Source organism: Halorientalis brevis, assembly GCF_042678165.1.
GTDB lineage: Archaea > Halobacteriota > Halobacteria > Halobacteriales > Haloarculaceae > Halorientalis > Halorientalis brevis.
The window spans coordinates 820,515-842,523 of sequence record NZ_JBHUDJ010000003.1 but is presented as its reverse complement, the minus strand read 5'-3'; the positions used below and the strand labels follow the sequence as shown (position 1 = coordinate 842,523).

Annotated in this window: 23 protein-coding genes; 8 read left to right on the top strand and 15 right to left on the bottom strand. The window is 64.6% G+C overall.

Annotated features, from left to right (window positions below):
* Positions 1 to 1,629 (bottom strand): type II/IV secretion system ATPase subunit, encoded by a 1,629-nt coding sequence (locus ACFR9U_RS11460; RefSeq protein WP_247372669.1) that lies wholly within the window; start codon positions 1,627 to 1,629, stop codon positions 1 to 3.
* 110 nt (positions 1,630 to 1,739) lie between these two features.
* The gene (locus tag ACFR9U_RS11455) at positions 1,740 to 2,327 is read right to left on the bottom strand and encodes a DUF7549 family protein (protein WP_247372672.1); all 588 of its coding nucleotides are present in this window, start codon (positions 2,325 to 2,327) and stop codon (positions 1,740 to 1,742) included.
* Between the two features lie 110 nt (positions 2,328 to 2,437).
* Between ACFR9U_RS11455 and ACFR9U_RS11450 the strand changes: the two genes are divergently transcribed.
* The 4 genes from ACFR9U_RS11450 (at position 2,438) to ACFR9U_RS11435 (ending at position 5,610) form a co-directional block, all read left to right on the top strand.
* On the top strand, positions 2,438 to 2,878 hold the full coding sequence (locus tag ACFR9U_RS11450) for a DUF5793 family protein (protein ID WP_247372680.1): 441 nt from the start codon (positions 2,438 to 2,440) through the stop codon (positions 2,876 to 2,878).
* A 65-nt stretch (positions 2,879 to 2,943) separates the two neighbouring features.
* Positions 2,944 to 4,302: a phosphohexomutase domain-containing protein gene (locus ACFR9U_RS11445; protein ID WP_247372688.1), complete on the top strand. Its 1,359-nt coding sequence runs from the start codon at positions 2,944 to 2,946 to the stop codon at positions 4,300 to 4,302.
* A 76-nt stretch (positions 4,303 to 4,378) separates the two neighbouring features.
* The gene (gene cdd / locus ACFR9U_RS11440; protein ID WP_247372707.1) at positions 4,379 to 4,768 is read left to right on the top strand and encodes a cytidine deaminase; all 390 of its coding nucleotides are present in this window, start codon (positions 4,379 to 4,381) and stop codon (positions 4,766 to 4,768) included.
* Positions 4,765 to 5,610, top strand: coding sequence for a nucleoside phosphorylase (locus ACFR9U_RS11435; RefSeq protein ID WP_247372710.1), 846 nt, complete (start codon positions 4,765 to 4,767; stop codon positions 5,608 to 5,610). The genes cdd and ACFR9U_RS11435 overlap by 4 nt, the downstream gene beginning before the upstream one ends.
* On the opposite strand, the gene ACFR9U_RS11430 is transcribed toward ACFR9U_RS11435, so the two are convergent.
* The 3 genes from ACFR9U_RS11430 to ACFR9U_RS11420 form a co-directional block, all read right to left on the bottom strand.
* Entirely contained in the window at positions 5,596 to 5,814 is a 219-nt protein-coding gene (locus tag ACFR9U_RS11430; RefSeq protein WP_247372713.1) for a hypothetical protein, read from the bottom strand. The genes ACFR9U_RS11435 and ACFR9U_RS11430 overlap by 15 nt on opposite strands.
* 177 nt (positions 5,815 to 5,991) lie before the next feature.
* Complete coding sequence (locus ACFR9U_RS11425) at positions 5,992 to 7,155, bottom strand: NAD(P)/FAD-dependent oxidoreductase (protein ID WP_247372716.1); 1,164 nt, start codon at positions 7,153 to 7,155, stop codon at positions 5,992 to 5,994.
* A gap of 211 nt (positions 7,156 to 7,366) precedes the next feature.
* Positions 7,367 to 7,900, bottom strand: a complete 534-nt coding sequence (locus ACFR9U_RS11420; protein WP_247372741.1) for an Rrf2 family transcriptional regulator — start codon at positions 7,898 to 7,900, stop codon at positions 7,367 to 7,369.
* A gap of 158 nt (positions 7,901 to 8,058) precedes the next feature.
* On the opposite strand from ACFR9U_RS11420, the gene ACFR9U_RS11415 reads away from it, so the two are divergent.
* Together ACFR9U_RS11415 and rocF are read left to right on the top strand one after the other, a co-directional pair.
* Positions 8,059 to 8,979: an NAD-dependent epimerase/dehydratase family protein gene (locus ACFR9U_RS11415; protein WP_247372763.1), complete on the top strand. Its 921-nt coding sequence runs from the start codon at positions 8,059 to 8,061 to the stop codon at positions 8,977 to 8,979.
* Positions 8,980 to 9,037: 58 nt separating this feature from the next.
* Positions 9,038 to 9,958, top strand: a complete 921-nt coding sequence (gene rocF / locus ACFR9U_RS11410; RefSeq protein ID WP_247372803.1) for an arginase — start codon at positions 9,038 to 9,040, stop codon at positions 9,956 to 9,958.
* Between the two features lie 4 nt (positions 9,959 to 9,962).
* Here the strand turns inward: rocF and ACFR9U_RS11405 are convergent, their stop codons facing one another.
* The 6 genes from ACFR9U_RS11405 to ACFR9U_RS11380 all read right to left on the bottom strand — a co-directional run bounded on the left by ACFR9U_RS11405 (position 9,963) and on the right by ACFR9U_RS11380 (position 15,935).
* A complete protein-coding gene (locus ACFR9U_RS11405) occupies positions 9,963 to 10,646 on the bottom strand; it encodes a lysophospholipase (protein ID WP_247372806.1) in 684 nt (227 codons plus the stop codon).
* 67 nt (positions 10,647 to 10,713) lie between these two features.
* Complete coding sequence (locus tag ACFR9U_RS11400) at positions 10,714 to 11,310, bottom strand: DJ-1/PfpI family protein (protein WP_247372809.1); 597 nt, start codon at positions 11,308 to 11,310, stop codon at positions 10,714 to 10,716.
* A gap of 97 nt (positions 11,311 to 11,407) precedes the next feature.
* Positions 11,408 to 12,193, bottom strand: coding sequence for an HAD-IIA family hydrolase (locus tag ACFR9U_RS11395; RefSeq protein ID WP_247372822.1), 786 nt, complete (start codon positions 12,191 to 12,193; stop codon positions 11,408 to 11,410).
* Positions 12,194 to 12,267: 74 nt separating this feature from the next.
* Positions 12,268 to 13,635, bottom strand: a complete 1,368-nt coding sequence (locus ACFR9U_RS11390) for an ATP-binding response regulator (RefSeq protein ID WP_247372844.1) — start codon at positions 13,633 to 13,635, stop codon at positions 12,268 to 12,270.
* Between the two features lie 149 nt (positions 13,636 to 13,784).
* A complete protein-coding gene (locus tag ACFR9U_RS11385) occupies positions 13,785 to 15,194 on the bottom strand; it encodes a hypothetical protein (RefSeq protein ID WP_247372848.1) in 1,410 nt (469 codons plus the stop codon).
* Between the two features lie 6 nt (positions 15,195 to 15,200).
* A complete protein-coding gene (locus ACFR9U_RS11380) occupies positions 15,201 to 15,935 on the bottom strand; it encodes an ABC transporter ATP-binding protein (RefSeq protein WP_247372860.1) in 735 nt (244 codons plus the stop codon).
* Between the two features lie 141 nt (positions 15,936 to 16,076).
* On the opposite strand from ACFR9U_RS11380, the gene ACFR9U_RS11375 reads away from it, so the two are divergent.
* Positions 16,077 to 16,838 (top strand): helix-turn-helix domain-containing protein, encoded by a 762-nt coding sequence (locus ACFR9U_RS11375; protein ID WP_247372863.1) that lies wholly within the window; start codon positions 16,077 to 16,079, stop codon positions 16,836 to 16,838.
* Positions 16,839 to 16,952: 114 nt separating this feature from the next.
* Here the strand turns inward: ACFR9U_RS11375 and ACFR9U_RS11370 are convergent, their stop codons facing one another.
* The 4 genes from ACFR9U_RS11370 to ACFR9U_RS11355 form a co-directional block, all read right to left on the bottom strand.
* Entirely contained in the window at positions 16,953 to 18,467 is a 1,515-nt protein-coding gene (locus tag ACFR9U_RS11370) for a sodium:solute symporter family transporter (RefSeq protein WP_247372867.1), read from the bottom strand.
* A complete protein-coding gene (locus ACFR9U_RS11365; RefSeq protein ID WP_247372870.1) occupies positions 18,467 to 18,994 on the bottom strand; it encodes a hypothetical protein in 528 nt (175 codons plus the stop codon). Before ACFR9U_RS11365 ends, ACFR9U_RS11370 begins: the two co-directional genes overlap by 1 nt.
* Before the next feature lie 40 nt (positions 18,995 to 19,034).
* Positions 19,035 to 19,910, bottom strand: a complete 876-nt coding sequence (locus ACFR9U_RS11360) for an SDR family oxidoreductase (RefSeq protein WP_247372878.1) — start codon at positions 19,908 to 19,910, stop codon at positions 19,035 to 19,037.
* A 133-nt stretch (positions 19,911 to 20,043) separates the two neighbouring features.
* Complete coding sequence (locus ACFR9U_RS11355; protein ID WP_247372881.1) at positions 20,044 to 20,286, bottom strand: CDGSH iron-sulfur domain-containing protein; 243 nt, start codon at positions 20,284 to 20,286, stop codon at positions 20,044 to 20,046.
* Between the two features lie 91 nt (positions 20,287 to 20,377).
* Here ACFR9U_RS11355 and ACFR9U_RS11350 point away from each other — a divergent pair, with 91 nt between their 5' ends.
* Entirely contained in the window at positions 20,378 to 22,006 is a 1,629-nt protein-coding gene (locus ACFR9U_RS11350) for a potassium channel family protein (protein ID WP_247372901.1), read from the top strand.
* Positions 22,007 to 22,009 lie beyond the last annotated feature (3 nt).

Sequence of the window (22,009 nt, the reverse complement as noted above, 5' to 3'; positions counted from 1 at the left end):
TTACCCCTGGAGTTCGATTCCCGTGGCGTCGATTCGGTCCATGACCTCCTCGGGTTCCGCGTAGTACTTGTTCACCATCGCCGTGAACCGCCTGTAGTCGTTGACGTCTTCGTCCTGGAGATACCGGAGGAACCGCTTCCGGTTTTTGACTTCCTGCAGCAGTTCCGACTGGGTCCAGCCCCGTTCGTCGCGGATGTCGTCGAGCAATGCGCTGCCCGTTTCCGAGAAGGTGTCCGCCGTCGCGTTCCAGTTGTACGTGTTCGAGTAGTCCAGTTCGCCAGTCCGCTGATCGATCCCTTCGATCTCCGCGAGCGTCCGCATCCGCCGGACGCGTTCGCCCTGCGTCCGCGTGAGGACCTGCACGCAGAGCACGTCCAGCGACTGGACCATCGGCCGCGGGACGTTGATCGGCTCGTTCTCCAGGCGGTTGATGACGGTCTGGACGCTGTCTGCGTGCATCGTCGAGAACGTGGTGTGACCGGTGTTCATCGCCTGGAACAGCGTGATGGCCTCCTCGCCACGCACCTCCCCAACGACGATGTACTCCGGCCGGTGCCGGAGCGCCGACCGTAACAGATCGTACATCGTGATGTCGTCGTCGTCCAGCCGCTCTCGCGTCACCGAGGAGAGCCAGTTGTCGTGGTACAGCGACAACTCGCGGGTGTCCTCGATGGTCAGCACCTTCGACCGCGGCGGGATGAACATGGAGACGGCGTTCATCGACGTGGTCTTCCCGGCTGCAGTCCCGCCGGCGAACAGCAGCGACTTGTTGTTCTCGATGCAGAGCCAGAGGAAGGCGAGCATGTCGAGATTGGCCGTCCCGTACTCCAGCAGGTCGATCGGCGTGAACGGCTCGTCGGCGTACATCCGGATGGTGAAGGCCGACCCGCGCGGCGTCACTTCTTCCCCGAGCGCGAGTTCGATCCGCGAGCCGTCCGGGAGGGTCGTCGAGACCACGGGGTCCGAGACGCTGACGTGCCGGCCCGACCGCTGGGCCAACTGGATGACGAAGTTGTTCAGCTCCTGATCGCCGTAGCTGACGTTCGTCTCGACGTCCGTGTAGTCGTCGTGGTAGACGAAGATGGGGAGCCCGGGGCCGTCACAGGAGATGTCCTCGACGTGCGGGTCGTGCATGATGGGGTCGAGTTTCCCGTAGCCGTGAAAGCGCCGGTGGAGGTAGTAGTACAGCCGGTAGAACGTCTCGATGCCGACGTCGACGCCGTACTCTTCGAGCCTGAGCTTGAGTTCGTCTCTGAGGGCACCTTCGGGGTCGTCGGCGACCTCGTCGCGGTACAGCAGCGGCTCGCGGATGTCGTCGAAGAGTCGATCGAGCAGTTCGACCTCCAGGTCGTCCAGGTCCGGTTCGACGACGTGATAGAGGTGTTTGTCGTCGTCGTGGTCGTAGTTGATCGAAACGAAGGAGAAGGGTGCGTTGAGCCAGTATCTGTCTATTTCCTCGTACCCCGAGAGTCCGCTGAACGAGAGGAGGCGACCGTGTTTGTCCGGGTCGTAGTTCTGGACGGGGATCGTCGAGCCGCGGAGCAGTTCCGCCGTTCGGCCCAGCCAGTGCCGAATTTCGCCGATGCGGCCCAAGTCGGTCCCGTCGTCGCCTGTATCCTCACGTGACATCGCTAGGGTGGCACCCGCCACGTCGGGCGGACAGCCGTCTTATCCTCCGATTGCAACCCCACTTACTTAAAATCGACACTCGTTTCCAGATCGTCGTCTGCAACCCGTCGTCAGGCCGGCTCGTCAGCCCGCTCGCCCGGTTCGTCAGCGGTCGAACGGTCGACGCGGTCGACCCGCAACAGGACGTACGCGAACGCGAACTGGAAGACGACGCCGATCGGAATCAGAATGCCGGGGAAACTGTCCGAGGGGACCGAGTCGACCGGGAGCGCGCCGAACTGGAGGAGCGCGCTGGCGGCGGTGTGGAGGATCGCCGCGGCGAGCAAGAGCCCGCCCATCACCCGGACGGGGTCGAGCGACGCTCGCTGGAACCGGGCCTCGAAGACGTACATCCCGACGCTCAGCACCACGGCCAGCGCCACGACGGCTGCGCCGACGGTCCAGACCATGAACGGCAATGGCCCGGGCGCGTCGCCGTAGAACGCCACGGCCTCCCAGGGCAACAGGACGAGCGGGTTCGGTGCAGGCACCTCGAGACCGAACAGGAAGCGAACGAGGAAGAACGGGAAGTGGAATTCGACGAGTGAGCCGCCTGCCAGTTCGCCCAGCGATACCGAGATCGACCACGGAATGAGGGCGGACAGCCAGGCCGCGACCACCGCCAGTTCCTCAGCGAGTTCCGACTTGACCCAGACCATATCCGTCCTGCGAGCGGCCGTCCCTAAAACCTACCCCAGTCGGCGGTGGGGTGTGAATTCACAACCGGGCGTTACGTTCATTGCTCCGGAAACCGTATGTTGGAGTGGGAATGAGGCGCGATTACTTCACCCTCGGGCTCCGGAACGTCGAGGACACGGCCGACGGCCAACCGACGGTCCACGTCGAGTACAACGGACCGTCCGACGCCTTCGAAACGCGCCTCACACCGGAGACGGCAGTGGACGTCGCCTTCCGATTTCAGACGCCGGTGGACGACAGCGGAGCCAGTGGGGTCTTTTCGATCGCCGACCGGATGACCGGCGAGTTCGTCCTCGAGGTCAACGCCGACGCCACGGAGATCCTCACGCTCATCGACGCTGCACGGGCGTACGGCGAAGCCACCAACGACACGGACAAAGGGTACAGCGTTCTGATCGAGCGCAACGGCGAGCAACTGTTCGAGGCCGAAAAGCGGACGCTCCTCGTGTACGACCAGGACGGCAGCCTCCTCCGTCACCACTCGCTGATACCGAGTGGCGTCGAGCTCTAGCTGGCTGGCGGTATCGCATCACCACTTTCGCCAGCACCTAAGTAGATGCCACTGGATGGCCCCGTATGGACCTTTTCGGCACGGCAGGCATTCGGGGCGCCGTCACTGAGACGGTGACGCCGGCGCTCGCGCTCGCGGTCGGGCAGGCCGCAGCCGTCGACGACCGGGAGTTCGTCGTGGCACGCGACGGCAGAGAGACGGGATCGGCACTCGCCGCGGCGATCGAAGCGGGTCTGGAAAGCGGCGGGGCGACCGTTCGCCGCGCCGGACCGCTCCCGACGCCGGCGCTCGCCTTCGCCTCGCGGGGGCGCCGCGGAATCATGGTCACCGCCAGTCACAACCCGCCGACGGACAACGGACTCAAACTGTTCGTCGACGGGAGAGAGTACGATTCAGTCGCGGAAGGGCGAATCGAGGATCGCGTGGACGAGGGAACCGCACCGGCGCCCTGGAACGAGTGGGGAACGTCGACGACGGTCGACGTGCTCGACGCGTACCGTGAGGCCGTCATCGAGTACGCCAGTGGATTCGGTGCACCGCTCGATGGGGTACGCGTCGCCGTCGACTGCGGAAACGGGATGGCCAGCGTCGCGACCCCGCAGGTCCTGCGGGCACTCGGCGCCGACGTGGTCGCGTTGAACGCGAACGTCGACGGGCACTTCCCGGGACGGGAAAGCAAACCGACGCCCGAGAGTCTCACGGACCTCCGTGAATTCGTGTCGGCGGGCGAGTTCGAACTCGGCATCGGTCACGACGGCGACGCCGACCGCATCGTCGTCGTGGCAGCGGACGGGAGCGTCGTCCACGAAGACACTGTCCTCGCAATCCTCGCGGAACAGTACGTCCGCCAGAGCGAGCGGTCTGATCCGGTCGTCGTCACGACGCCGAACGCCTCGGCTCGCATCGACGAGCGAGTTCAGGCCGCAGGCGGGCGCGTCGAGCGAGTCCACCTCGGTGGGCTCCACGAAGGGATCGCAGCGGTCCAGGCGAACGCCGACGAGGAGACGGACGTCGTCTTCGCCGCAGAGCCCTGGAAACACGTCCATCCAGACCTGGGCGGCTGGATCGACGGCGTCGCCAGTGCGGCGGTGTTCGCACGGCTCGTCGCGGCAGAGGGACTCGACGCGTTGCGAGCGCCGGTCACCGAACGGCCTTACCGGAAAGAGAGCCTCGCCTGTCCGGACGAGTCGAAGGCGGCAGTCATGGAAACGCTCGAAACCCGGCTGCCCGAGGCGTTCTCGGACGCCGCCGTCTCGACCGACTACGGCGTTCGACTGGCGTGGGACGACGCGTCGTGGCTGCTGGTCCGCCCGAGCGGCACGGAACCGTACGTTCGAATGTACGCCGAGAGCGACGAGGTGGACGCCCTCGTCGCCGAGGCGAGATCGGTCATCGAACGGACGATCGACGAGGTCGCCGGGTAGGCGCTACGGTACTCGATCTCGCCCCGACACCTCGGCGCAGCCGAGACTATTTGGCCCGGCCGCTCGACGTCCCGCCATGGACGAACTCCTCCAGGCGGCGCGCGACGCGATGGACGACGCGTACGTGCCCTACTCTGAGTACCGCGTCGGTGCGGCCATTGAAACCGCGGACGGCACCGTGTACACCGGCTGCAACATCGAAAACGCGAACTACAGCAACAGTCTGCACGCCGAGGAGGTAGCGATCGCGGACGCCGTCAAGCGCGGCCATCGGTCGTTCGAGCGGCTGGCCGTCTCGTCGAGCGAGCGCGACGGCGTCACCCCGTGTGGAATGTGTCGCCAGACGCTCGCGGAGTTCTGCGACGAGTCGTTCCCCATCGTCTGTGACGACGCCGACGAACCGGTCGAGTACACGCTCGGAGAACTGTTGCCGAACACGATCACGAAGGAGATGCTCGGGCAATGACCGACGACGCCACTGCCGCCGACGAATTGGACAGCGAGGACCCCAACGACGAGACCCAGTACCACCTCGACGTGGGTCCCGACGACGTGGCCGAGACGGTGTTGCTGCCCGGGAACCCGGAGCGCCTCCCGAAGATCACCGGTGGCTGGGACGCCTCCGAGGTCGTCGCCGAGCACCGCGAGTACCGGACCGCGACTGGTACCTACGAGGGAACGCCGATCTCAGTAACGTCGACGGGAATCGGCAGCCCCTCGGCCGCGATCGCCGTCGAGGAACTGGCACGAGTCGGTGCTGACACCTTCATTCGCGTCGGCTCCTGTGGAGCCATCCGCGAGGAAGCCAGCGTGGGTGACCTCGTCATCACGCGCGGAGCCGTCCGGCAGGAGGGAACCAGCGACGAGTACGTTCGCGAGGACTACCCGGCCGTTGCCGACCACGCCGTCGTCGCCGCGCTCGTCGCCGCAGCCGAACGACTCGGCTACGACTATCACGTCGGCCTGACCTGCTCGACGGACTCGTTCTACGCAGGGCAAGGCCGTCCCGGCTTCGAGGGGTTCGAGGCCCGCGGCAGCGACGAACTGATCGAGGAACTCCGGGCCGCGAACGTCTTGAACTTCGAGATGGAGGCCAGCACGATCCTCACGCTGGCGAACCTCTACGGCCTCCGTGCAGGGGCGGTCTGTACCGTCTACGCGAACCGCGTGACCGGCGAGTTCCGGACCGAAGGCGAGCGAAAGGCCGCGAAAACTGCGAGTCTGGCGACGCATCTGCTGGCGAAGATGGACGACAGAGTGACCGAGTCGGGAGCCGCAGAGTGGCACGCGGGATTAGGGCTCGACTGATTCCCGTTCGTAGTGGCGCTGTGCGGTCCGTACGAAGAGGGTGCCACCACCGAGTCCCGTCGCAGGGCCAACGATGTCGACGAGTGCGTCGACCCACGTCGCTCGTGGATCGGAGGACAGTATGAAGAAGACGACACCGAGGACCAGTCCCCACACGGCGGTGATGGCTGCCTCCTTCAGGTAGCGTCTGCGCTCATTGTACATGATAATTTCCCCGCACCAAATCTAATATAAACACGAGCATCCGCGCGAGCGTAGCGAGCGCGGTTCACCGACGGCGAACGAAGTGAGCCGTCGGCCTTTTTTAGCGTAGATTTTTGCGAGAGGGGTTCCCGCAGGCCGACGAAGTCGGCCGAGGAAACCCCTCGAAGTAAAAAGGTACTACATGTCCGGCCAGGCCTTGAGCGCGCGGCCTGGGCCGGTGATGGACGCGATCCAGCGAGCGGCGATGGCTTTCTTCAGGTTGCGGGCGAGGAAGCCGCCGAAGGTGTCCATCGGCATCATCATGACGTCGTGGGCGACGGCGTCGTGACCGACGGAGATGGCGGTCCCCTTGCTCTTGAACGTCCAGTCTTCGAGGGGTTGGCCGCGCATCTGGCGGGCCATGTTCTTCCCGATGTGGTCGGCGGCCTCCCAGGCAGCCTCGGCCGTCGGCGGCGCGGGGTTCTCGCCGGGCTGGTCGATGAGGGCGCAGTCACCGATGGCGAAGACCCGCTCGTCCTCGGTCTGGAAGTTCATCTCCGTGTGGATGCGGTGGTTGCGCTCGTCTTTCTCGAGGTCGACGTCCTGGACGGCGTCGCGGCCGGTGATCCCGCCGGTCCAGACCAGCACGTCGTAGTCGAGTTCGACGTCGTCGCCGATGTAGACGGTCTCCTCGTCCACTTCGCCGATGAACTCGCCGGTCATGATGTTGACGTCGCGGTCTTCGAGGCGCTTGCGGAGTGCGGCCTGCACTTCGGGATCGTTCCCGGGGAAGATTTCGTCGAGACCCTCGACGAGGTGGATGTCGATGGGGGCGCGGTGATCCTCGCGGAAGCCGGCGACCTCACCGGCCGTCTGGATGCCGGAGAGGCCGGCACCGCCGATGACGATCTGTGCGGGATCGGACTGCGAGGCGGACCGGGCGGCCTGTTTGATGTCCTCGTGGATGCCCAGCGCGTCGTCGAGGCTCTTCAGCGTGTGTGAGTACTCTTCGAGGCCGTCGATCCCGAAGAAGGCGGTCTGGGAGCCGAGCGCGACGAGGAGGTAGTCGTAGTCGATGGTCGAGTCGTCGTCGAGTTCGATGGTCCGCTCGTCGGTCTCGACGTCGACGACCTCGCCCTGGACGAAGCGGGTGCTCGGCGCCTTGATCTCGTCGACGGGGATACTGATCTTCTCCTGAATGCTGGGATCGCGGATGCACCGGTGGGACTCGTGGAGAACGAGGTGGTAATCGACGTTCGAGACCCACGTGAGATCCGCTTCGTTCCCCAACTCCGATTCGAGACTCTTGATGGCACCCGCACCCGCGTATCCCGACCCGAGTACGACTACGTTCTCTGTCATAGGTGCCACTCTGGCGCCACCTGATACAAAGGCTTTGAAATCGTGACGTAACAATCGGCAGTTGTTACCGAAGGAAGGCCGGCTCTAACCGGTGATATTTACGGCCGCGCCGAACAGCGCATGTGAATCTGTATCAAATCAAACACTGTCAAAGAGGTGCGATAACGAGTGTCAGTGAGTCGGTCGAGCGGCCGATTCTGGGCTCGATCGATTACTTCTGGACTTCGCCGACGGGTGCTTTCATGTCGTCGATGGTCAGGATGAGAATGTTGCTGGTGTCGTCTTTCCCTTCGACTGTTCCGATGATCCGGAGTTTGGAGAGCGGCGTCGGACCGACGGTCATCGTGTCGTCCTCGTGGAAGTTGGAGATCGATCCCTGGAGCTTGATCTCCGCGCGGCACTCTTCCGGATGGTGGACGCTCGTCAGGTCGATCTCCTCGACGTTCGCCGACTCGACCGGTTCGCCGTTGTGCGCGAGCGGCACGTCGGCCGCTTGGTCCATGTCCTGGACCTGCAATGCGTCGTACGCGTTCGCAGTCGGCTTGTAGCCACCTTTTGGGCCAGGTACACCCTCTACGAGTTGGAGCGCTTTGAGACTCTGCATCTGGTTACGGATCGTCCCCGGATTCCGATCTACCTGCTCGGCGATGTCTTCGCCTTTGACGGCGGACTCGGATTCTCTGTAAAGGTTGACTAGTTCCTGAAGGATGTTCTTCTGGCTCGGGGTGAGTTCGATTGATGACATGATGGAACGTTCGTGGTAGTTTTCCTTAAACCCGGCGGATAAATGAGTATCGTTCCACGTATCCAATATGCGACAACAGACCGACGAACAGGCGGAATCGCGGTCAGACGAAACGAGGAAGCGATACACATTAGTTCATCCCGTTGCGTGTCGGATGTATGAAGGGTAAACGCGTACTCGTCACTGGTGGGGCAGGATTTATCGGTTCGAATCTCGCCAATCACCTCGCGGCGGACAACGACGTGGTCGCACTGGACGACGGGTATCTCGGAACACCGGCAAATCTCGACGAGGACGTGGAGTTCGTCGAGGCGAGCGTGCTGGACGACGACCTCCCGTCCGACGTAGACGTGTGCTTTCACCTCGCCGCCCTCTCCTCGCTGAACATGCACGAGGAGGACCCGCAACTGGGCGCCCGGGTCAACGTCGAGGGGTTCGTCAACACGGTCGAGCAAGTCCGCGAAGACGGCTGTGAGACGGTCGTGTACGCCTCGACGTCGTCGATCTACGGCAGCCGGACCGAGCCGTCCCCGGAGGACATGCCGGTCGCGGTCAACACGGGATACGAAGCGTCGAAACTCGCTCGCGAGCGCTACGGCGAGTACTTCGCGAACTATCACGACATGAACATGGCCGGCCTGCGCTTTTTCTCGGTGTATCAGGGCTACGGCGGTGCCGAAGAACACAAAGGCGAGTACGCGAACGTCATCGCTCAGTTCGCCGACGACATGGCGAACGGCGACGCACCTGTCCTGTACGGCGACGGGGAACAGACGCGAGATTTCACGCACGTCAGCGACATCGTTCGGGGACTCGAACTGGCCGCCGACCACGAGTTGACCGGCATCTACAACCTCGGCACCGGCGAGGCGTACAGTTTCAATACGGTCGTCGAGATGCTCAACGACGAACTCGGAACGGACATCGACCCCGAGTACGTCGAGAATCCGATCCCCGAGGACGTCTACGTCCACGACACGTGTGCCGACCCCTCGAAGATGCACGAGGCGACCGGCTGGGAGCCCCAGATCGACTTCGCCGAGGGCATCGAGCGCGTCTGCGCGCAGTACACCAACTGAGCCGGAGACGGATCGCGGGACAGGCGACTTTTGTACGTTCGCGAGAGTCTCGATAGTGATGGACAGGAACGTACGGATCATCGGCGCACCGATGGACCTCGGTGCCGACCGGCGCGGCGTCGACATGGGGCCGTCCGCCATCCGTTACGCCGGGTTGGCCGAGGAGTTGGAAGCGATGGGAACGACGTGTCTCGACTGGGGCGACGTTCACGTCCCACGGCCGGAAGAGACCGATCCGGACGCCGGTGCGCCAGTGGCCGGCGACGCGAAGTTCCTGGCCGAGACCGAGACGGTCTGCACGCGACTGTCACACGAGGTGGCCGATGCGGTCGACGCCGGCGACCTCCCGCTCGTCCTCGGCGGCGACCACTCCATCGCCATCGGGACTGCGAGCGGCGTCGCCCGCGACGAATCGACGGGCGTCATCTGGTTCGACGCCCACGGCGATTTCAACACGCCGACGACGACGCCGAGCGGCAACGTCCACGGCATGAGCCTCGCCGCGATCCTGGGCATCGGCGAGTTCGCCGAGACGGACTGGGCACCGTCGCCGAACGTCTCCGAGGAGAACGTCGCACTCGTCGGCTTGCGCGACATCGACGAGCAGGAGCGCCCTGCAATCCGTGACAGCGAGGTCTCAGCGTACACGATGACTGACATCGACGACCGCGGCGTGACCGAAATCGTCGAGGAAGCGATCGGCGTCGCGACGGACGGCACCGACGGCGTCCACGTCAGTCTCGACCTCGACTGGCTCGACCCCACGGAAGCCCCCGGCGTCGGCACGCCCGTCCGTGGCGGCGTCTCCTACCGCGAAGCCCACGCTGCGATGGAACTGATCGCCAAGCACCTCTCACAGCCGGACCGCCTCCGCGGCTTCGAACTCGTCGAGGTGAACCCGATCCTGGACCAGCACAATCAGACCGCGGAACTCGCCGTCGAACTGGTCGCCAGCGCCTTCGGGAAGATCATTCTCTAACGGGTCACGCGATCTCGTCGAGCGCGTCGACGACGGCCTCGGTGTTGTCCTCGCGGCCGGCCGACGAGAACAGTTCGTGTTTGCCGTCGTAGAGGGTGACCTGTGTCGGCTCGACCCGAGACCCGATCGCCTGCAGTCCGACGACGGTGTCCGCGAGCGAGCAGAACACTCGCGCGTCGGCACTGATTTCGGGCATCGACGCCTGCGCATCGCGAATCTCACGGATGAACGATGGACTGACCTTCGACGGGAGGTCCTGCCACTGTGCTTCCGTCACGAGCGACCCGAGTTCCTCGCGGCCGAAGTCGATGGGAAGAAGCCGCCTGTCGGTCGGGAGCGCCGCGACGATCCGCAGTTGCGTCTTCCTGAGCTTTCCACCGTAGAATCCCCACCACGGACTCATGTAGATCGCCGCCTTCGGTCGGAGGGACGCCGCGACGAGGCCACCGGTACTGTGGCTGAGAACGGGTGCGAGTTGCAGTGCGTGCTCGTCACGGTACTCACGAGTCGGCGCCAGATATTGCGCCTCGAAGTCGCTGATGTTCGTCGGCAACTGCCCCGCGTGGACGCGATAGCCGGCCTCGACGAGCCGATCCACGAACCACCGCTCGTTGTCGCCGTCGAGCTTGTTTCCCCACCCCATCAGGAACAGGAGGTCCTGTCCCTCGCCGAACGTCTCGAACTTCATCGGTTCCGGCGACGGCTCGTATGGGAAAAACGTTGACGTGTTCGGTCGCTATCGCGACGGCACCGAGTCAGTCGTCGGCTGCCACGGCGGGCTCGGAGTGTTCGACGTCGGTGCCGAGCACGTCGAGGAACTCCGCGATCCACTCGGGGTGATCCGGCCAGGCCTGCCCGGTGACGAGGTTGCGGTCTCGCGTGACGCCGTCGACCCACGAACAGCCGGCCGCCTCGACTTCCGCCTGGACTGCGGGATACGAGGTCATCTCGTAGCCGTCGAGGACGTCCGCGGCAGCCAGGATCTGCGGGCCGTGACACAGCGCCGCCACTGGTTTCTCCTCGTCGAAGAAGTGGCGGACGGCGTCGAGCACCTCGTCGTACGTGCGCAGATATTCGGGCGCGCGTCCACCAGGGACCACGAGCGCGTCGTAGTCCGCCGGCTCGACGTCGGCCATCGTGGCGTTCAGTTCGAAATCGTGTCCTCGTGACTCCACGTACGTCTGATCGCCGCGGAAGTCGTGGATCGCCGTCTTGCACGACTCCCCGGCTTCTTTCTCGGGACAGACGGCGTCGACCTCGTGGCCCACCGCCTGGAGCGCCTGGAACGGTACCATGACCTCGTAGTCTTCGACGAAGTCGCCGGCTATCAGTAGGATTCGCTTGCCGCTCATGATATACACGCGTCCGCACTGGAACGCAGTGTGTGCTATCGATTGCCAATGTGATAAAGCCACCCGGGCTGGGCGGGAGAGTGGCAGCGTCGGCCGGTCACTCCAGCAGCGCCGGCACGTCAGCGAGCGAGTCGACGACGTGGTCCGGCGCGAACTCGCTCCTGGCAACGTCCGCTCGCTCCGTGATGCCGGTGAGCACGAGCACGGTCGTCATGCCGGCGCGTTCGCCGAGCGCGACGTCGGTGTCCAGCCGGTCGCCGACGAGCAGACACTCCTCGGGCGGGAGATCGAGTGCCGCGGTCGCTGCGTCGACCGCTTCGGGAGACGGTTTCCCCATCACGCGGTCGACGGCGCGGTCGGCAGTCGCTTCGATGGCCCCGATGATCGCCCCCGAGCCCGGAATGAGGCTGTCGTCGCCGGAGGGAACGACGCGGTCGGGATCTGACCCGATGAACGTCGTCTCGTCGTCCTGGAGCGCGCGGAGGCCGGCGGTCAGCGACCCGTAGTCGAACTCGCCGTCCCAGGACGCGACGAGGACGTCGGCCGCCTCGGCGTCCGCGACGAGCGAGAGGTCAGCAGCCTCGAACTGGTCGCGCAGCGACGGCGACCCGATGAGAAAGAGGTCGTCGTCGGCGTGTTCGGTCGCGAGGTAGTCCGTCGTGACGGTGCCGGCCGACAGGACCTCCTCGACGTCGATCGCGATGCCCATCTCGCCGAGCCGGTTCACGTACTCTCGGCGCGTCTTCGTCGGGTTGTTGGAGAAAAAGAGCAGCGAGAGGTCGGCAGCCCGAAACGAATCGATAGCCTCGACCGCGCCGGGGAGGGGATCGGTGCCTCGGTACACTGTGCCGTCGAGGTCGAGAACTGCGCCGCGGTAGCTCATTGGCTTTCAAGGCGGACGGAGCGGTGATAACGTCCTCGGATGCGGCAGGCCGAATCGGAAACGAGCGATCCGGCTCAGAGATAGGTGACGCCGGTGATCTCGAAGCGGGCACCGCCCTCGTCGCTCGCAGTCACCGACACTGTCCAGCCGTGGGCGTCGGCGATCTGTTCGACGATCGCCAGCCCGAACCCGGTCCCGTCGTCGGCTGTCGAGTATCCAGTGTCGAACACGTTGTCCCGCTCGCTCTCTGGGATGCCGCGCCCGTCGTCGGCGACGTAAAAACCGTCCTCGAGGGTGTTTACGGTGATCGTCGCGGCGTCGCCGTGTTCGACGGCGTTCCGAAAGATGTTACTCAGCAGTTCCTGGAAACGGCCGGCGTCGGCCTCGATGGTCCCCGTCGCGTCCACGACCAGGTCGGTCTCGCCCGACTCGACGTAGGGCCAGACTTGCTGGATGGTCTGTTCGAGGGGCGTCGGTTCCGGGTCCTCGACGGTCGCGCCCTGCCGGGCCAGCGTCAGCACGTCGTCGATGAGCGTCGCCATCCGCTGATGGGACGCTTCGATCCGGTCGAATTCGGCCGGTCGCTCGTCGAACTGCTCGGCCAGCATGGAGAGGTTCATCTCGGCGACGTCGAGGGGGTTGCGCAGGTCGTGGGAGACCATGCTGGCGAACTCGTCGAGCCGTTCGTTCTGCCGTTCCAGTTCCCGCTCGCGCTCGACGCGCTCTGTGACGTCCCTGGCGATGAGCTGAAACGTGTCGCGTTCGGTCCGAATGTCGACCGGCGCGAAGATGTTGTGGAAGTGCCGACCGTCGAACTCCGTCTCCGTGCGCTGGGCGGTTCGTTCCTCGATCACCGTCTGACCGACGGTCAGCCACTGGTTGCCGATGCCATCTGGCAGTTGCTCGACGATGTCTCGGCCGACGAGTTCCTCGCGCGAGACCGACGCGAACTCCGCCATCGCCGGGTTGGCCGCGATGATCTCGCCGTCGGCAGCGACCTGTGCCACGGCGTCCGGCGTGTTGTTGACGAGCAGTTCGTAGCGGCGCTGTGCTCGCCGCTGGGTGACGGCACTCCTGACGCGGTTTGCCAACTGTTGATACTGTTGGTCTTCGACGACTTCGAGCTTGAGGATGTAGTCCGACACGCCGGCGGCGATCGCTCTGGACGCGATCTCTTCGGTTCCGCGGCCGGTCAGAAGGATGAACGGGACGTCGCCATGTCGCTCGGTGACCATCTCGAGAAATTCGAGGCCGTTGGCGCCTGGCATCTCGTAGTCGCTGACGATGCAGTCGATCTCCGTGTCGTCGAGAAACGCCAGCGCGTCCTCCGCGCTCGTCTCCCAGAAGGTCGTCATCCCGTGTTCCTCGCGTAACGTCTGGGCCGTCATCTCGGCGAAGAACTCGCTGTCGTCGACCATCAGGAGACGGATGTCCTCAGACATAGTCACCAGCCTGATGGGAACGGACGACTCGACGCGCAACCGGAATCGTGACGGAGACGGGATGCACCGGTACCACTACTCCCACGAACTCGTTCCCCATCCAAATAGTCTGCGAAACATGTGTTTGTTCTATCTATAATTCGCCAGGATCAATGTCGTAACCGTCGCTCCCATCGCGGCCCGGCGCGCGCTGCCAACCACCAGCCGATCGCACCAGCGCCGAGCGACAGACAGAACGCGAGGACCGTCGTGGCAGTCGGTGCGGTCGGATAGACGAGCGCTGCGACCAACAGTGGAATCGCCACGACGGCGAGCGCCGTCCCGAACCCCAGGAACAACACGGTATCGAACAGTAACTCCGTCGGCGAGAGTCCAGCGACGAAGGCCGTCACGCCGTAGACGTAGGTCGCGATCAGTGGCAACACGACGACGCCGACGGCCAGTTCTACCGGCCGGTACCACAGCGCTGCGACCGCCAGATAGACCAATCCCGCCGGGAGCGACAGGAGCACGTACGCGCGACGCTTGCCCGCGAAGACGGCCTGTATCGAGACGGGATAGCGGAGGTACTCGGTTGCGTCGTCGAACTGCATCACCCAGCTGTACGTGGTGAACGCACCGAGCCCCAGGAGCGTCCCGAAGGCGATCCCCGGTGACGGTTCGAGACCGGTCGCGGCGGTGATCTGGTCCAGCAAGAGCGCGGTCACGCCGAAGAGCACGCCCATGGAGAACAGCACCTTCCAGGCCGAGCCGCTGGATCTCGTGACGTCGAGCAGCGCCCTCGTGGTGAGCCCGCTGTCGTCGCCGAGGAGTGTCCGCACCCGGGTGAACCGGTCCGGCGCGGTCCGTTGCGCGCGACTCGCTGCCGGGCGGAAGAGCAGTGGTCCCAGCACCCCGAACACGACCACCGGTGCGAAGCCGCGGACAGCCGCGAGCAGCGACGGCTCTCGATACGCGACGAGCGGCGTGTACGCGAGGACGTCGATCCCGATTACGACGGTGGCAGCCGCTACCGCCGCTACCGGCGCGACGACAGCGAGTTTGCTCCGCGTGGCGAGGCCGGCGAGCGTCAGGCTCAGCGTCACGCCGAGGGCGAACGCCCCGACGAGCGTGACCCAGACGAGCGCAATCTGAGCCAGTGAGACGCCCGCACCAAGTGCGCTCGGGACGACAGCGACGCCGAGTGGTGCGAGGAAGAACGCCGCGTAGTACACCAGGTCCTTGAGCAGGAAGACGGTCAACAGGCGGTTCCACGACACTGGCAGCGTCCGGGCCGAGAACACGAGCAGCGTCACGTCGCCGAGAACGTCCCGGAGTGCGTCGCGACCGACGAGTCCGATAGTTCCCACCTGGAGCCCGAAGAAGAAGACGAGGCCGTGGAGGCCAGCGACGACGGCGTCGAAGTCAGTACCAGTGATCCGGAGTAACTCGAAGCCGCCGGCTGCGAGCGCCAGGACGACGACGGGGAACGAGCCGAACCGGCGGCCGCCGAACAGTTCCTCGTGGAGTCGCCACTCCTCGCGAAGCATCCGCCGAAACAGCTGGAGCGTGAGCGACATCGCTGGTCAGTCGGACACCTGCTGGGTGGCCGGTTCAGTAGCGCCCACTTCCGCGCGGAACACGTCGAGCAGCCGCTCGTCGTCGAGTTCCTGGGGATTGCACTCTGCGACGAGTCGGCCGTCGCTGACGATCGCGACCTGGGTGCACAGCTCGTCGGCGACCTCGATGAAGTGCGTCGAGAGAAAGACCGTGTTCCCGCGCTCGCAGTACTCCCGGAAGTGACCCTTGATCTGTTCCTGCATGAGCGGGTCCAGATTCACGAGGGGTTCGTCGATAAACACCAGATCGGGCTCGTGGACGAACGCGGCGGCGAGCATGACGCGCTGGCGTTCACCCTCCGAGAGGTCGGTCGCCAGCGTATCGAGCTTCTCGCGGAACTCGAATCGCTCCGCCCACTCGTCGATCTGTTCCGTGACGTCCGGGAGGTTCCTGACCGTCCCGACGAACTCGAGATACTCTCGCGGCGTCAGGAAACTCGGCGGATCCTCCCGTTCCGGCAGGATACCGACGGCGCGACGGACGGCCAGCGGATCGGAGACGGGGTCGTGACCCAGGACGCTGGCCGTACCAGCGGACGGCTCGAGCTGCCCGGTCAGGATCTCGATGGTCGTCGTCTTCCCGGAGCCGTTCGGCCCCAGGAGCGCGAACAGTTCTCCCTCCGGAACAGTCAGGGAAAGGTCGGCGAGTGCCTCGAGGTCGCCAAAGCGTTTGGTCAGCCCGACAGTCTCGATGGCAGTCATCCTCCGTGGGGTCGAATCCGACCGAGAAAAGTGTTCGTGGGGTTTCGAATCGGCCGTTTTGACAATCGTTCTTATTTAAAAATCACCATTTACTGGAGGCCTTCCATATACCTTTTGTGCTTAAATGAGAAAGCGCTGAGTATGCAGTCCCTCCAGCTCGATATGATCCAGTACGACTGTCCGTACATCCGGACCACGTTCGATTACGACGTGACGTTCTACACGCAACACTGGGAGTTCAGACACGATCGTCGCGCGCTGGAGTCGCGGATGCTCGTCACCGGGCAGTCGAACGAGGACCTGACGCAGGCGCTCAAACAGCTGCAAGGCGAGGACAACCTGGAGGAGATGAACGTCCTGGGGAAGAAGGCCGGGGCGGCACAGATCCACTCCCGGATCGACGAAACGGAGGCGATGAGCACGATCCTCGACAACAACGGGTACGTCACCGGGCCGTTCGTCATCGAGGACGGGAGCGAGCTGTGGAACATCGGCTTCGACTGGCCGGAAGACGCCGACGACGCGCTCTCGGAGCTGGAGCGGAACAACGAGTTCGAGGTGGACGGGCAGACGAGCATCGACATCGTGGACTACCACGAGATCATGCAGAACCTCGATTCGATCCGCGACCTGCTCAGGGGGCTGTGGAACCTCACGGACCGTGAGCGGGAGACGCTGCTCGCTGCGATGGAAGCTGGTTACTTCGAGACGCCGCGCGGTGCGAATCTCGGCGAGCTCGCCGACGAGTTCGACATCTCGAAAAACGCCACCTCGAAGAACCTCCGGCGAAGCCAGCGCAAAGTCCTCGAACAGTTGATCGCACTCGTCGACGAGGCCGACGGCGGCCCGGACTCGAAGGGCGTCTCACCGTTCGACGACCTCGTCTCGAATCTCGGTCGGTGACGCCAGCTGGCGGCCACTCGACCGACGGGCTCAGATTTTGCTGAACAGGACGATCAGCGTCGCCACGACCATGGCGACGAAGCCGACGAGCCAGATCATCCTAGATCACCTCCGTCATAGGTCGAACACCGGTTTGACGTGTTCGGGGACGTTCTCGCCGCTGGCGCCGTTCGTGACCAGCGAGACGAAGATCGTGGTCACGATGGCCGCGGCCGTGGCCACGAAGTAGAAGTCGATGCCGAGCGGGAGCGCGTTCCCCATCTGTGTCCACGCCAGCAAAACGACGTTCAGGGCGATCGAGACCACGAGGCCGGCAGTGACGCCCTCGCGGCTGGCCCCTTGCCAGAGGAGGCCGATGATGACCGCCGGGAGCGTCCCGCTCATGAACGTCCCCCAGCCGAAGCTGCCGAGGATGGCCACGAGTTCCCCGCCGTACAGCCCGAAGAGCACGGAGCCGACGCCGATGACGACGACGGTCACGCGGCCGACCCAGGTCTCCGAGCCGTCCGAGAGGTCGATGCCCATCGCGCGGGTCAGGTCACGAGCGATGGCGCCGGACGCCAGCGACATGAAGAACCCGGCCGTCGACATGATGGCCGCGACCAGGCCCGCGTAGATGATCATCTGCAGGACGATGTGGAGCCGGTTGACGAACTTGAACACCGCGAGGTCGGGGTTCGCGAAGGCCGCGACGTCACCGTTCGCGACCATGAACAGCGCGACGAAGCCGATGAGCATCCACAGTAGGCTCCCGACGGCGTAGGTGACGCCGCTGATGAGGCCGACCGTGCGCAGGCCTTCGGGATCGTCGATGGAGAACATCCGCTGGAGGACCTGGGGCTGGCCCATGACGCCGATCGAGAACGCGATGGGCCAGATCAGCAGCAGGCCGGGCGCGGAGCCCTTGGCGAGCCCCCAGCCGTCGAGCAGTTGCGGCGTGAACGCCTTGGTCACGTCACCGGCGGTGACCTCGCCAGCCGAGGCGACGGTCACAGTCAGGTTCTCCATGCCGGTGGCGACCTGGAAGAACCCGAAGACGACGCCGACGACACCGATCAGCATCACCGCGCCGGTGTACGCGCCGGCGAGTTGAGCGGACGCCATGCCCCCGACCGTGATGTAGAGGATCATCAGGCCGAAGACCAACCAGACGGCGACTTCCACGCTCACGCCGAGCAGTTCGGCGAGGACGTAGCCACCGCCGGCAACCTGCGAGGCGAGGTACGCCCAGCAGGCCATGAAGATCGTGATCGCGAGCAGGCCGCGGATCGCCCCGCTGTCGAACCGCACGTCCACCACGTCGCCGAGCGTCCCGATGTCGGCCACGTCGGCCATGCCGCGGACGCGTTTCCCGATGACCCAGTAGGCCATCGCGAACCCGATGCCGGCGGCGAACGTCATCCACAGCGAGGACGTGCCCATGCTGTAAACCAGTCCGGGGCCGCCGACGAACCCGAACGCGCTCATGATGCCCGACATACTCGCGAGGGTGATGACGGCCGCTCCGAAGAGTTTGGTCGCGCCGTAGTACTGGTCGGAGGATTCGATCAGGCGCTGGCTGTACAGGCCGACGCCCATCACCGAGATGATGAACGCCACGACGAAGCCGACGACGAGCACGTCGACCATCAGCTGGTCACCTCCCCGTCCGGCGCCTCACCGGGCGTCGGCGCGTCCTCGACCACGTCGCCCTCGTCGGCCTGAGCAGCTTTCGCTTCCTCGACTTCTTCGATGAACTCGTCCCAGCGGCCTTCCGGGAGGTAGTACCGACGGTAGTACAGGCCGAACGTCAGCGCGACCGTCATGAACCCGCCGATCCAGTAGAGCCAGTACACCGCTGCGAACGAGGGGTGCATGCCCGTGATGAGGCCGGCCGAGCCGCCGGCGTACGACCCGGAGAAGTACTCGGCGAGACCGAACGCACCGAGCTGGAGGACCGTCCAGACACCCAGGGGGTAAACGAGCAATTTCACCGGGATCTCCTGACGGGAACTCGCGCCGATGATGAACCACGGGTGGAAGAGGAACGCCGACACGAGCAGGCCCACGAACCAGTACCCGGTCAGGCCGAGGACGAGGACGGCCAGCCAGAGGAGGCCACTAGCGACCATCAACGGCGTCGTCAGGTCGGAGATGTCGATCTTGCGGTCCAACATCAGTTCGTCACCTCCGACCTGCGGCTGGTCCGCAGGACGGTCATTCGTACGTGTGCACGTAGCCACCGTCCCATAGCAGGTCACCTCCGTTGAGGTGGCGAGCGTGGTTCGAGAACCCGAGCGCGAAGAGGTTGCCCACTTCGACGGGCTCCATCATCTCTTTCAGACGCGCCTGGCCGAGCATGACGTCCTCGACGACCTCCTGCTCGGAGATGCCGCGCGATTCGGCGGTGTCGGCGATCTGATCGAGGACGAGCTGGGTCTTGACGTAGCCCGTGCTCACCGAGAACGAGCGGAAGTTCCCGTCGCTCTCGGCCGCGATCGACTGCGTGAGCCCCCGCAGTCCGAACTTCATCGTGTTGTACGCGGCCTTGTCCTGGGTCACGTAGTGGCCGTGTACGGAGGCCATGTTGCCGATGACTCCGTGGCCGTCGTCGGAGTCCTTGATGTGGGGCAGCGTCAGCTTGCTCAGGTACATCGGCGCCCGGAGCATCACCTGGTACATCGTGTCCCACATGTCCATCGGGAACTCGTCGATGGGCGAGATGTGCTGGAGGCCAGCGATGTTGGCCAGGAATCGAATCTGTCCTTCCTCGGCGGCCACGTCGACGAGTGCCTCGAGAGCCCCGTCGTCGGTCAGGTCGGCCGTCGCCTGGACGACCTCCCCGTCGACGTCGAGTGCTTCGCTCTTCTCGACCGTGTCGGACAGACCGTCTTCGTCCACGTCCGTCGCGACCGTCGTCAGGCCGTTCGCGGCCAGGACCAGCGCAGTCGCGCGACCGATCCCCGACGCCGCACCGGTGACGATGGCGACGTTCTCATCAGTGAAGTGAGGGTCGGGCACCTGCAATACGTCGTCAGCTGTGAGTTCGGGCGCTTCGAGCTGGCCCGAGTGGCTGTTCGTTGACTGAGTCATCTCGTGTGTACATGACCCACAAAACAGGGAATAAGCCGAGGTTCACATGTAATCCCGGTTTCCTTCGTGTGAAAAATCGAGTTAGAAACCGGCGGACGGCGATACGACGGCCCGAAGAAACAACCTGGCGGCGTCAGTCCTCGTCGTTGGCGAAGACGATCTCTTCGATCTCGTGGCGCGGATTCTCGTCGTCGTCGCCCTCGTACTTGTAGCGGACGTCCTCGTCTTCGTCGGCGGTGGCCTCGTGGGAGCCGTCACAGAACGGGTAGTTGCCCGACAGACCACACATGCAGATGGCGATGTCGCCTTTCTCGCCGATGTCGTCCTCGTCTACGATCTTCGGTCCGGTCGCGTCGTGGGTGATCTCTCGTGACACACGCTATCACGCGCCGGGAGCGATATAGATGTTTGGCTCGGCGAGGACAGCGAACCGAACCGTTATACCACCGACGGGCACAGGGGGTGATATGGGTCGGCGACGACGACGAGCGCTCTATTATCTGACGCTCATTCACGGACTCATTCTCCTGTACACGCTGGTGTACATGTGGGGAATGGAGGCCTTGGAGAACCGGCCGCGGTCGTTCCCCGAAGCGCTCCTCGTCGTCGTCCAGACGTTCACGACAGTGGGGTTCGGCGAGGACGCCCCCTGGCAGACGACGGAAATGGAGCTGTTGATGGTCTCGATGATGGCGACCGGCGTGTTCGTCATCTTCATGGCGCTCCCGCTGTTTATCGCGCCCTGGATCGAAGAGCGACTCTCGACGACGCCCCCGGCGGGGGAGGTCGACCTCACAGACCACGTCGTCATCTGCTCGTACACCTCACGCGGACAGAAACTCACCGAGGAACTCGACATTCTCAATATTCCGTACGTCGTCGTGGTTCCCGATCGTGACCGGGCCGTCGAACTGTTCGAATCGAACGTGCCCGTGTTGCACGGAGATCCAGAAACGCAGCAGACGCTGGAGAACGCGCGGATCAGTGACGCGCAGGCAGTCGTCGTGGACATCGACGACGAGACGAATCCGTCGGTCGCGCTGACGGCGAACCAGCTCGCACCGGACACCACGCTCATCACCTTCGTCAAGGATCCCGATCTCGCAGCGTATCACGAGTACGCGGGAGCCGACTACGTGTTTTCGCCGCGGACGCTCATCGGCGAGAGCCTCGCCGAGAAAGTGACCCGTGGCATCACTGCGAACGTCGGCGACGCCATCGAGATCGGCGAGGACTTCGAAATCGCCGAGTTGCCCGTCCAGTACGGCAGCGAACTCACGGACAAGACCGTCGCGGAGAGCGGCATTCGCGAACGGACCGGCGCGAACGTGATCGGCGCGTGGTTCCGCGGCGAGTTCGTCAGCCCGCCCTCCCCAGACGCCCGCATCGACGAACAGACGATCCTGTTGGTCGCCGGGCAGGAAGACCAACTCGAAACGCTCAAAGAACTCACGCTCTCCGAGACACGACCGAAAGGCGGCGGGAACGTCGTCATCGGCGGCTACGGGGAGGTCGGGTCCACGATCGAGTCGATCCTCGAGACGGCGGGCATCTCGTCGGTCACCATCGACACGGAGGAGCGCAACGGGGTCGACTTCGTCGGCGACATGACCGACCAGGACGACCTGCGGGAAGCGGGCGTCGACGACGCCAGCACCGTCATCCTCGCGCTGCCGGACGACACGATGACCATCTTCGCGACGCTGGTGGTCAGGGAACTCAATCCCGAAGTCGAGATCATCGCCCGGGCGGACGAGACCGAGAGCGTCAGGAAACTCTACCAGGCCGGCGCGGACTACGTCCTGGCGCTTGCGACCGTCAGCGGCCGAATGCTGGCTTCGACCATCCTGGGCGAGGACGTCATCTCGCTGGATCAACAGGTCGAAGTCATCCGGTTCGACGCCAACGGTCTGGCCGGTCAGACCCTGGCCGGGGCGGACATCCGCGCCCAGACCGGCTGTACGGTCATCGCGATCGAGCGCAACGGGGACGTGTTCACCGACTTCGACCCGGACTTCGAGTTCGCCACCGACGACAGTCTCGTCGTCGCCGGCCCCGACGAGAGCATCGCGATGTTCGCGAAACAGTACGAGTGATCG

Coding starts and splice junctions, on each gene's coding strand:
- ACFR9U_RS11460 (WP_247372669.1), bottom strand. CDS start 1,629: ATGTCACGTGAGGATACAGGCGACGACGGGACCGACTTGGGCCGCATC.
- ACFR9U_RS11405 (WP_247372806.1), bottom strand. CDS start 10,646: ATGAAGTTCGAGACGTTCGGCGAGGGACAGGACCTCCTGTTCCTGATG.
- ACFR9U_RS11365 (WP_247372870.1), bottom strand. CDS start 18,994: ATGTTGGACCGCAAGATCGACATCTCCGACCTGACGACGCCGTTGATG.
- ACFR9U_RS11445 (WP_247372688.1), top strand. CDS start 2,944: ATGGACCTTTTCGGCACGGCAGGCATTCGGGGCGCCGTCACTGAGACG.
- ACFR9U_RS11415 (WP_247372763.1), top strand. CDS start 8,059: ATGAAGGGTAAACGCGTACTCGTCACTGGTGGGGCAGGATTTATCGGT.
- cdd (WP_247372707.1), top strand. CDS start 4,379: ATGGACGAACTCCTCCAGGCGGCGCGCGACGCGATGGACGACGCGTAC.
- ACFR9U_RS11435 (WP_247372710.1), top strand. CDS start 4,765: ATGACCGACGACGCCACTGCCGCCGACGAATTGGACAGCGAGGACCCC.
- ACFR9U_RS11360 (WP_247372878.1), bottom strand. CDS start 19,910: ATGACTCAGTCAACGAACAGCCACTCGGGCCAGCTCGAAGCGCCCGAA.
- ACFR9U_RS11420 (WP_247372741.1), bottom strand. CDS start 7,900: ATGTCATCAATCGAACTCACCCCGAGCCAGAAGAACATCCTTCAGGAA.
- ACFR9U_RS11425 (WP_247372716.1), bottom strand. CDS start 7,155: ATGACAGAGAACGTAGTCGTACTCGGGTCGGGATACGCGGGTGCGGGT.
- ACFR9U_RS11370 (WP_247372867.1), bottom strand. CDS start 18,467: ATGGTCGACGTGCTCGTCGTCGGCTTCGTCGTGGCGTTCATCATCTCG.
- ACFR9U_RS11400 (WP_247372809.1), bottom strand. CDS start 11,310: ATGAGCGGCAAGCGAATCCTACTGATAGCCGGCGACTTCGTCGAAGAC.
- ACFR9U_RS11380 (WP_247372860.1), bottom strand. CDS start 15,935: ATGACTGCCATCGAGACTGTCGGGCTGACCAAACGCTTTGGCGACCTC.
- rocF (WP_247372803.1), top strand. CDS start 9,038: ATGGACAGGAACGTACGGATCATCGGCGCACCGATGGACCTCGGTGCC.
- ACFR9U_RS11375 (WP_247372863.1), top strand. CDS start 16,077: ATGCAGTCCCTCCAGCTCGATATGATCCAGTACGACTGTCCGTACATC.
- ACFR9U_RS11430 (WP_247372713.1), bottom strand. CDS start 5,814: ATGTACAATGAGCGCAGACGCTACCTGAAGGAGGCAGCCATCACCGCC.
- ACFR9U_RS11385 (WP_247372848.1), bottom strand. CDS start 15,194: ATGTCGCTCACGCTCCAGCTGTTTCGGCGGATGCTTCGCGAGGAGTGG.
- ACFR9U_RS11350 (WP_247372901.1), top strand. CDS start 20,378: ATGGGTCGGCGACGACGACGAGCGCTCTATTATCTGACGCTCATTCAC.
- ACFR9U_RS11395 (WP_247372822.1), bottom strand. CDS start 12,193: ATGAGCTACCGCGGCGCAGTTCTCGACCTCGACGGCACAGTGTACCGA.
- ACFR9U_RS11450 (WP_247372680.1), top strand. CDS start 2,438: ATGAGGCGCGATTACTTCACCCTCGGGCTCCGGAACGTCGAGGACACG.
- ACFR9U_RS11390 (WP_247372844.1), bottom strand. CDS start 13,635: ATGTCTGAGGACATCCGTCTCCTGATGGTCGACGACAGCGAGTTCTTC.
- ACFR9U_RS11455 (WP_247372672.1), bottom strand. CDS start 2,327: ATGGTCTGGGTCAAGTCGGAACTCGCTGAGGAACTGGCGGTGGTCGCG.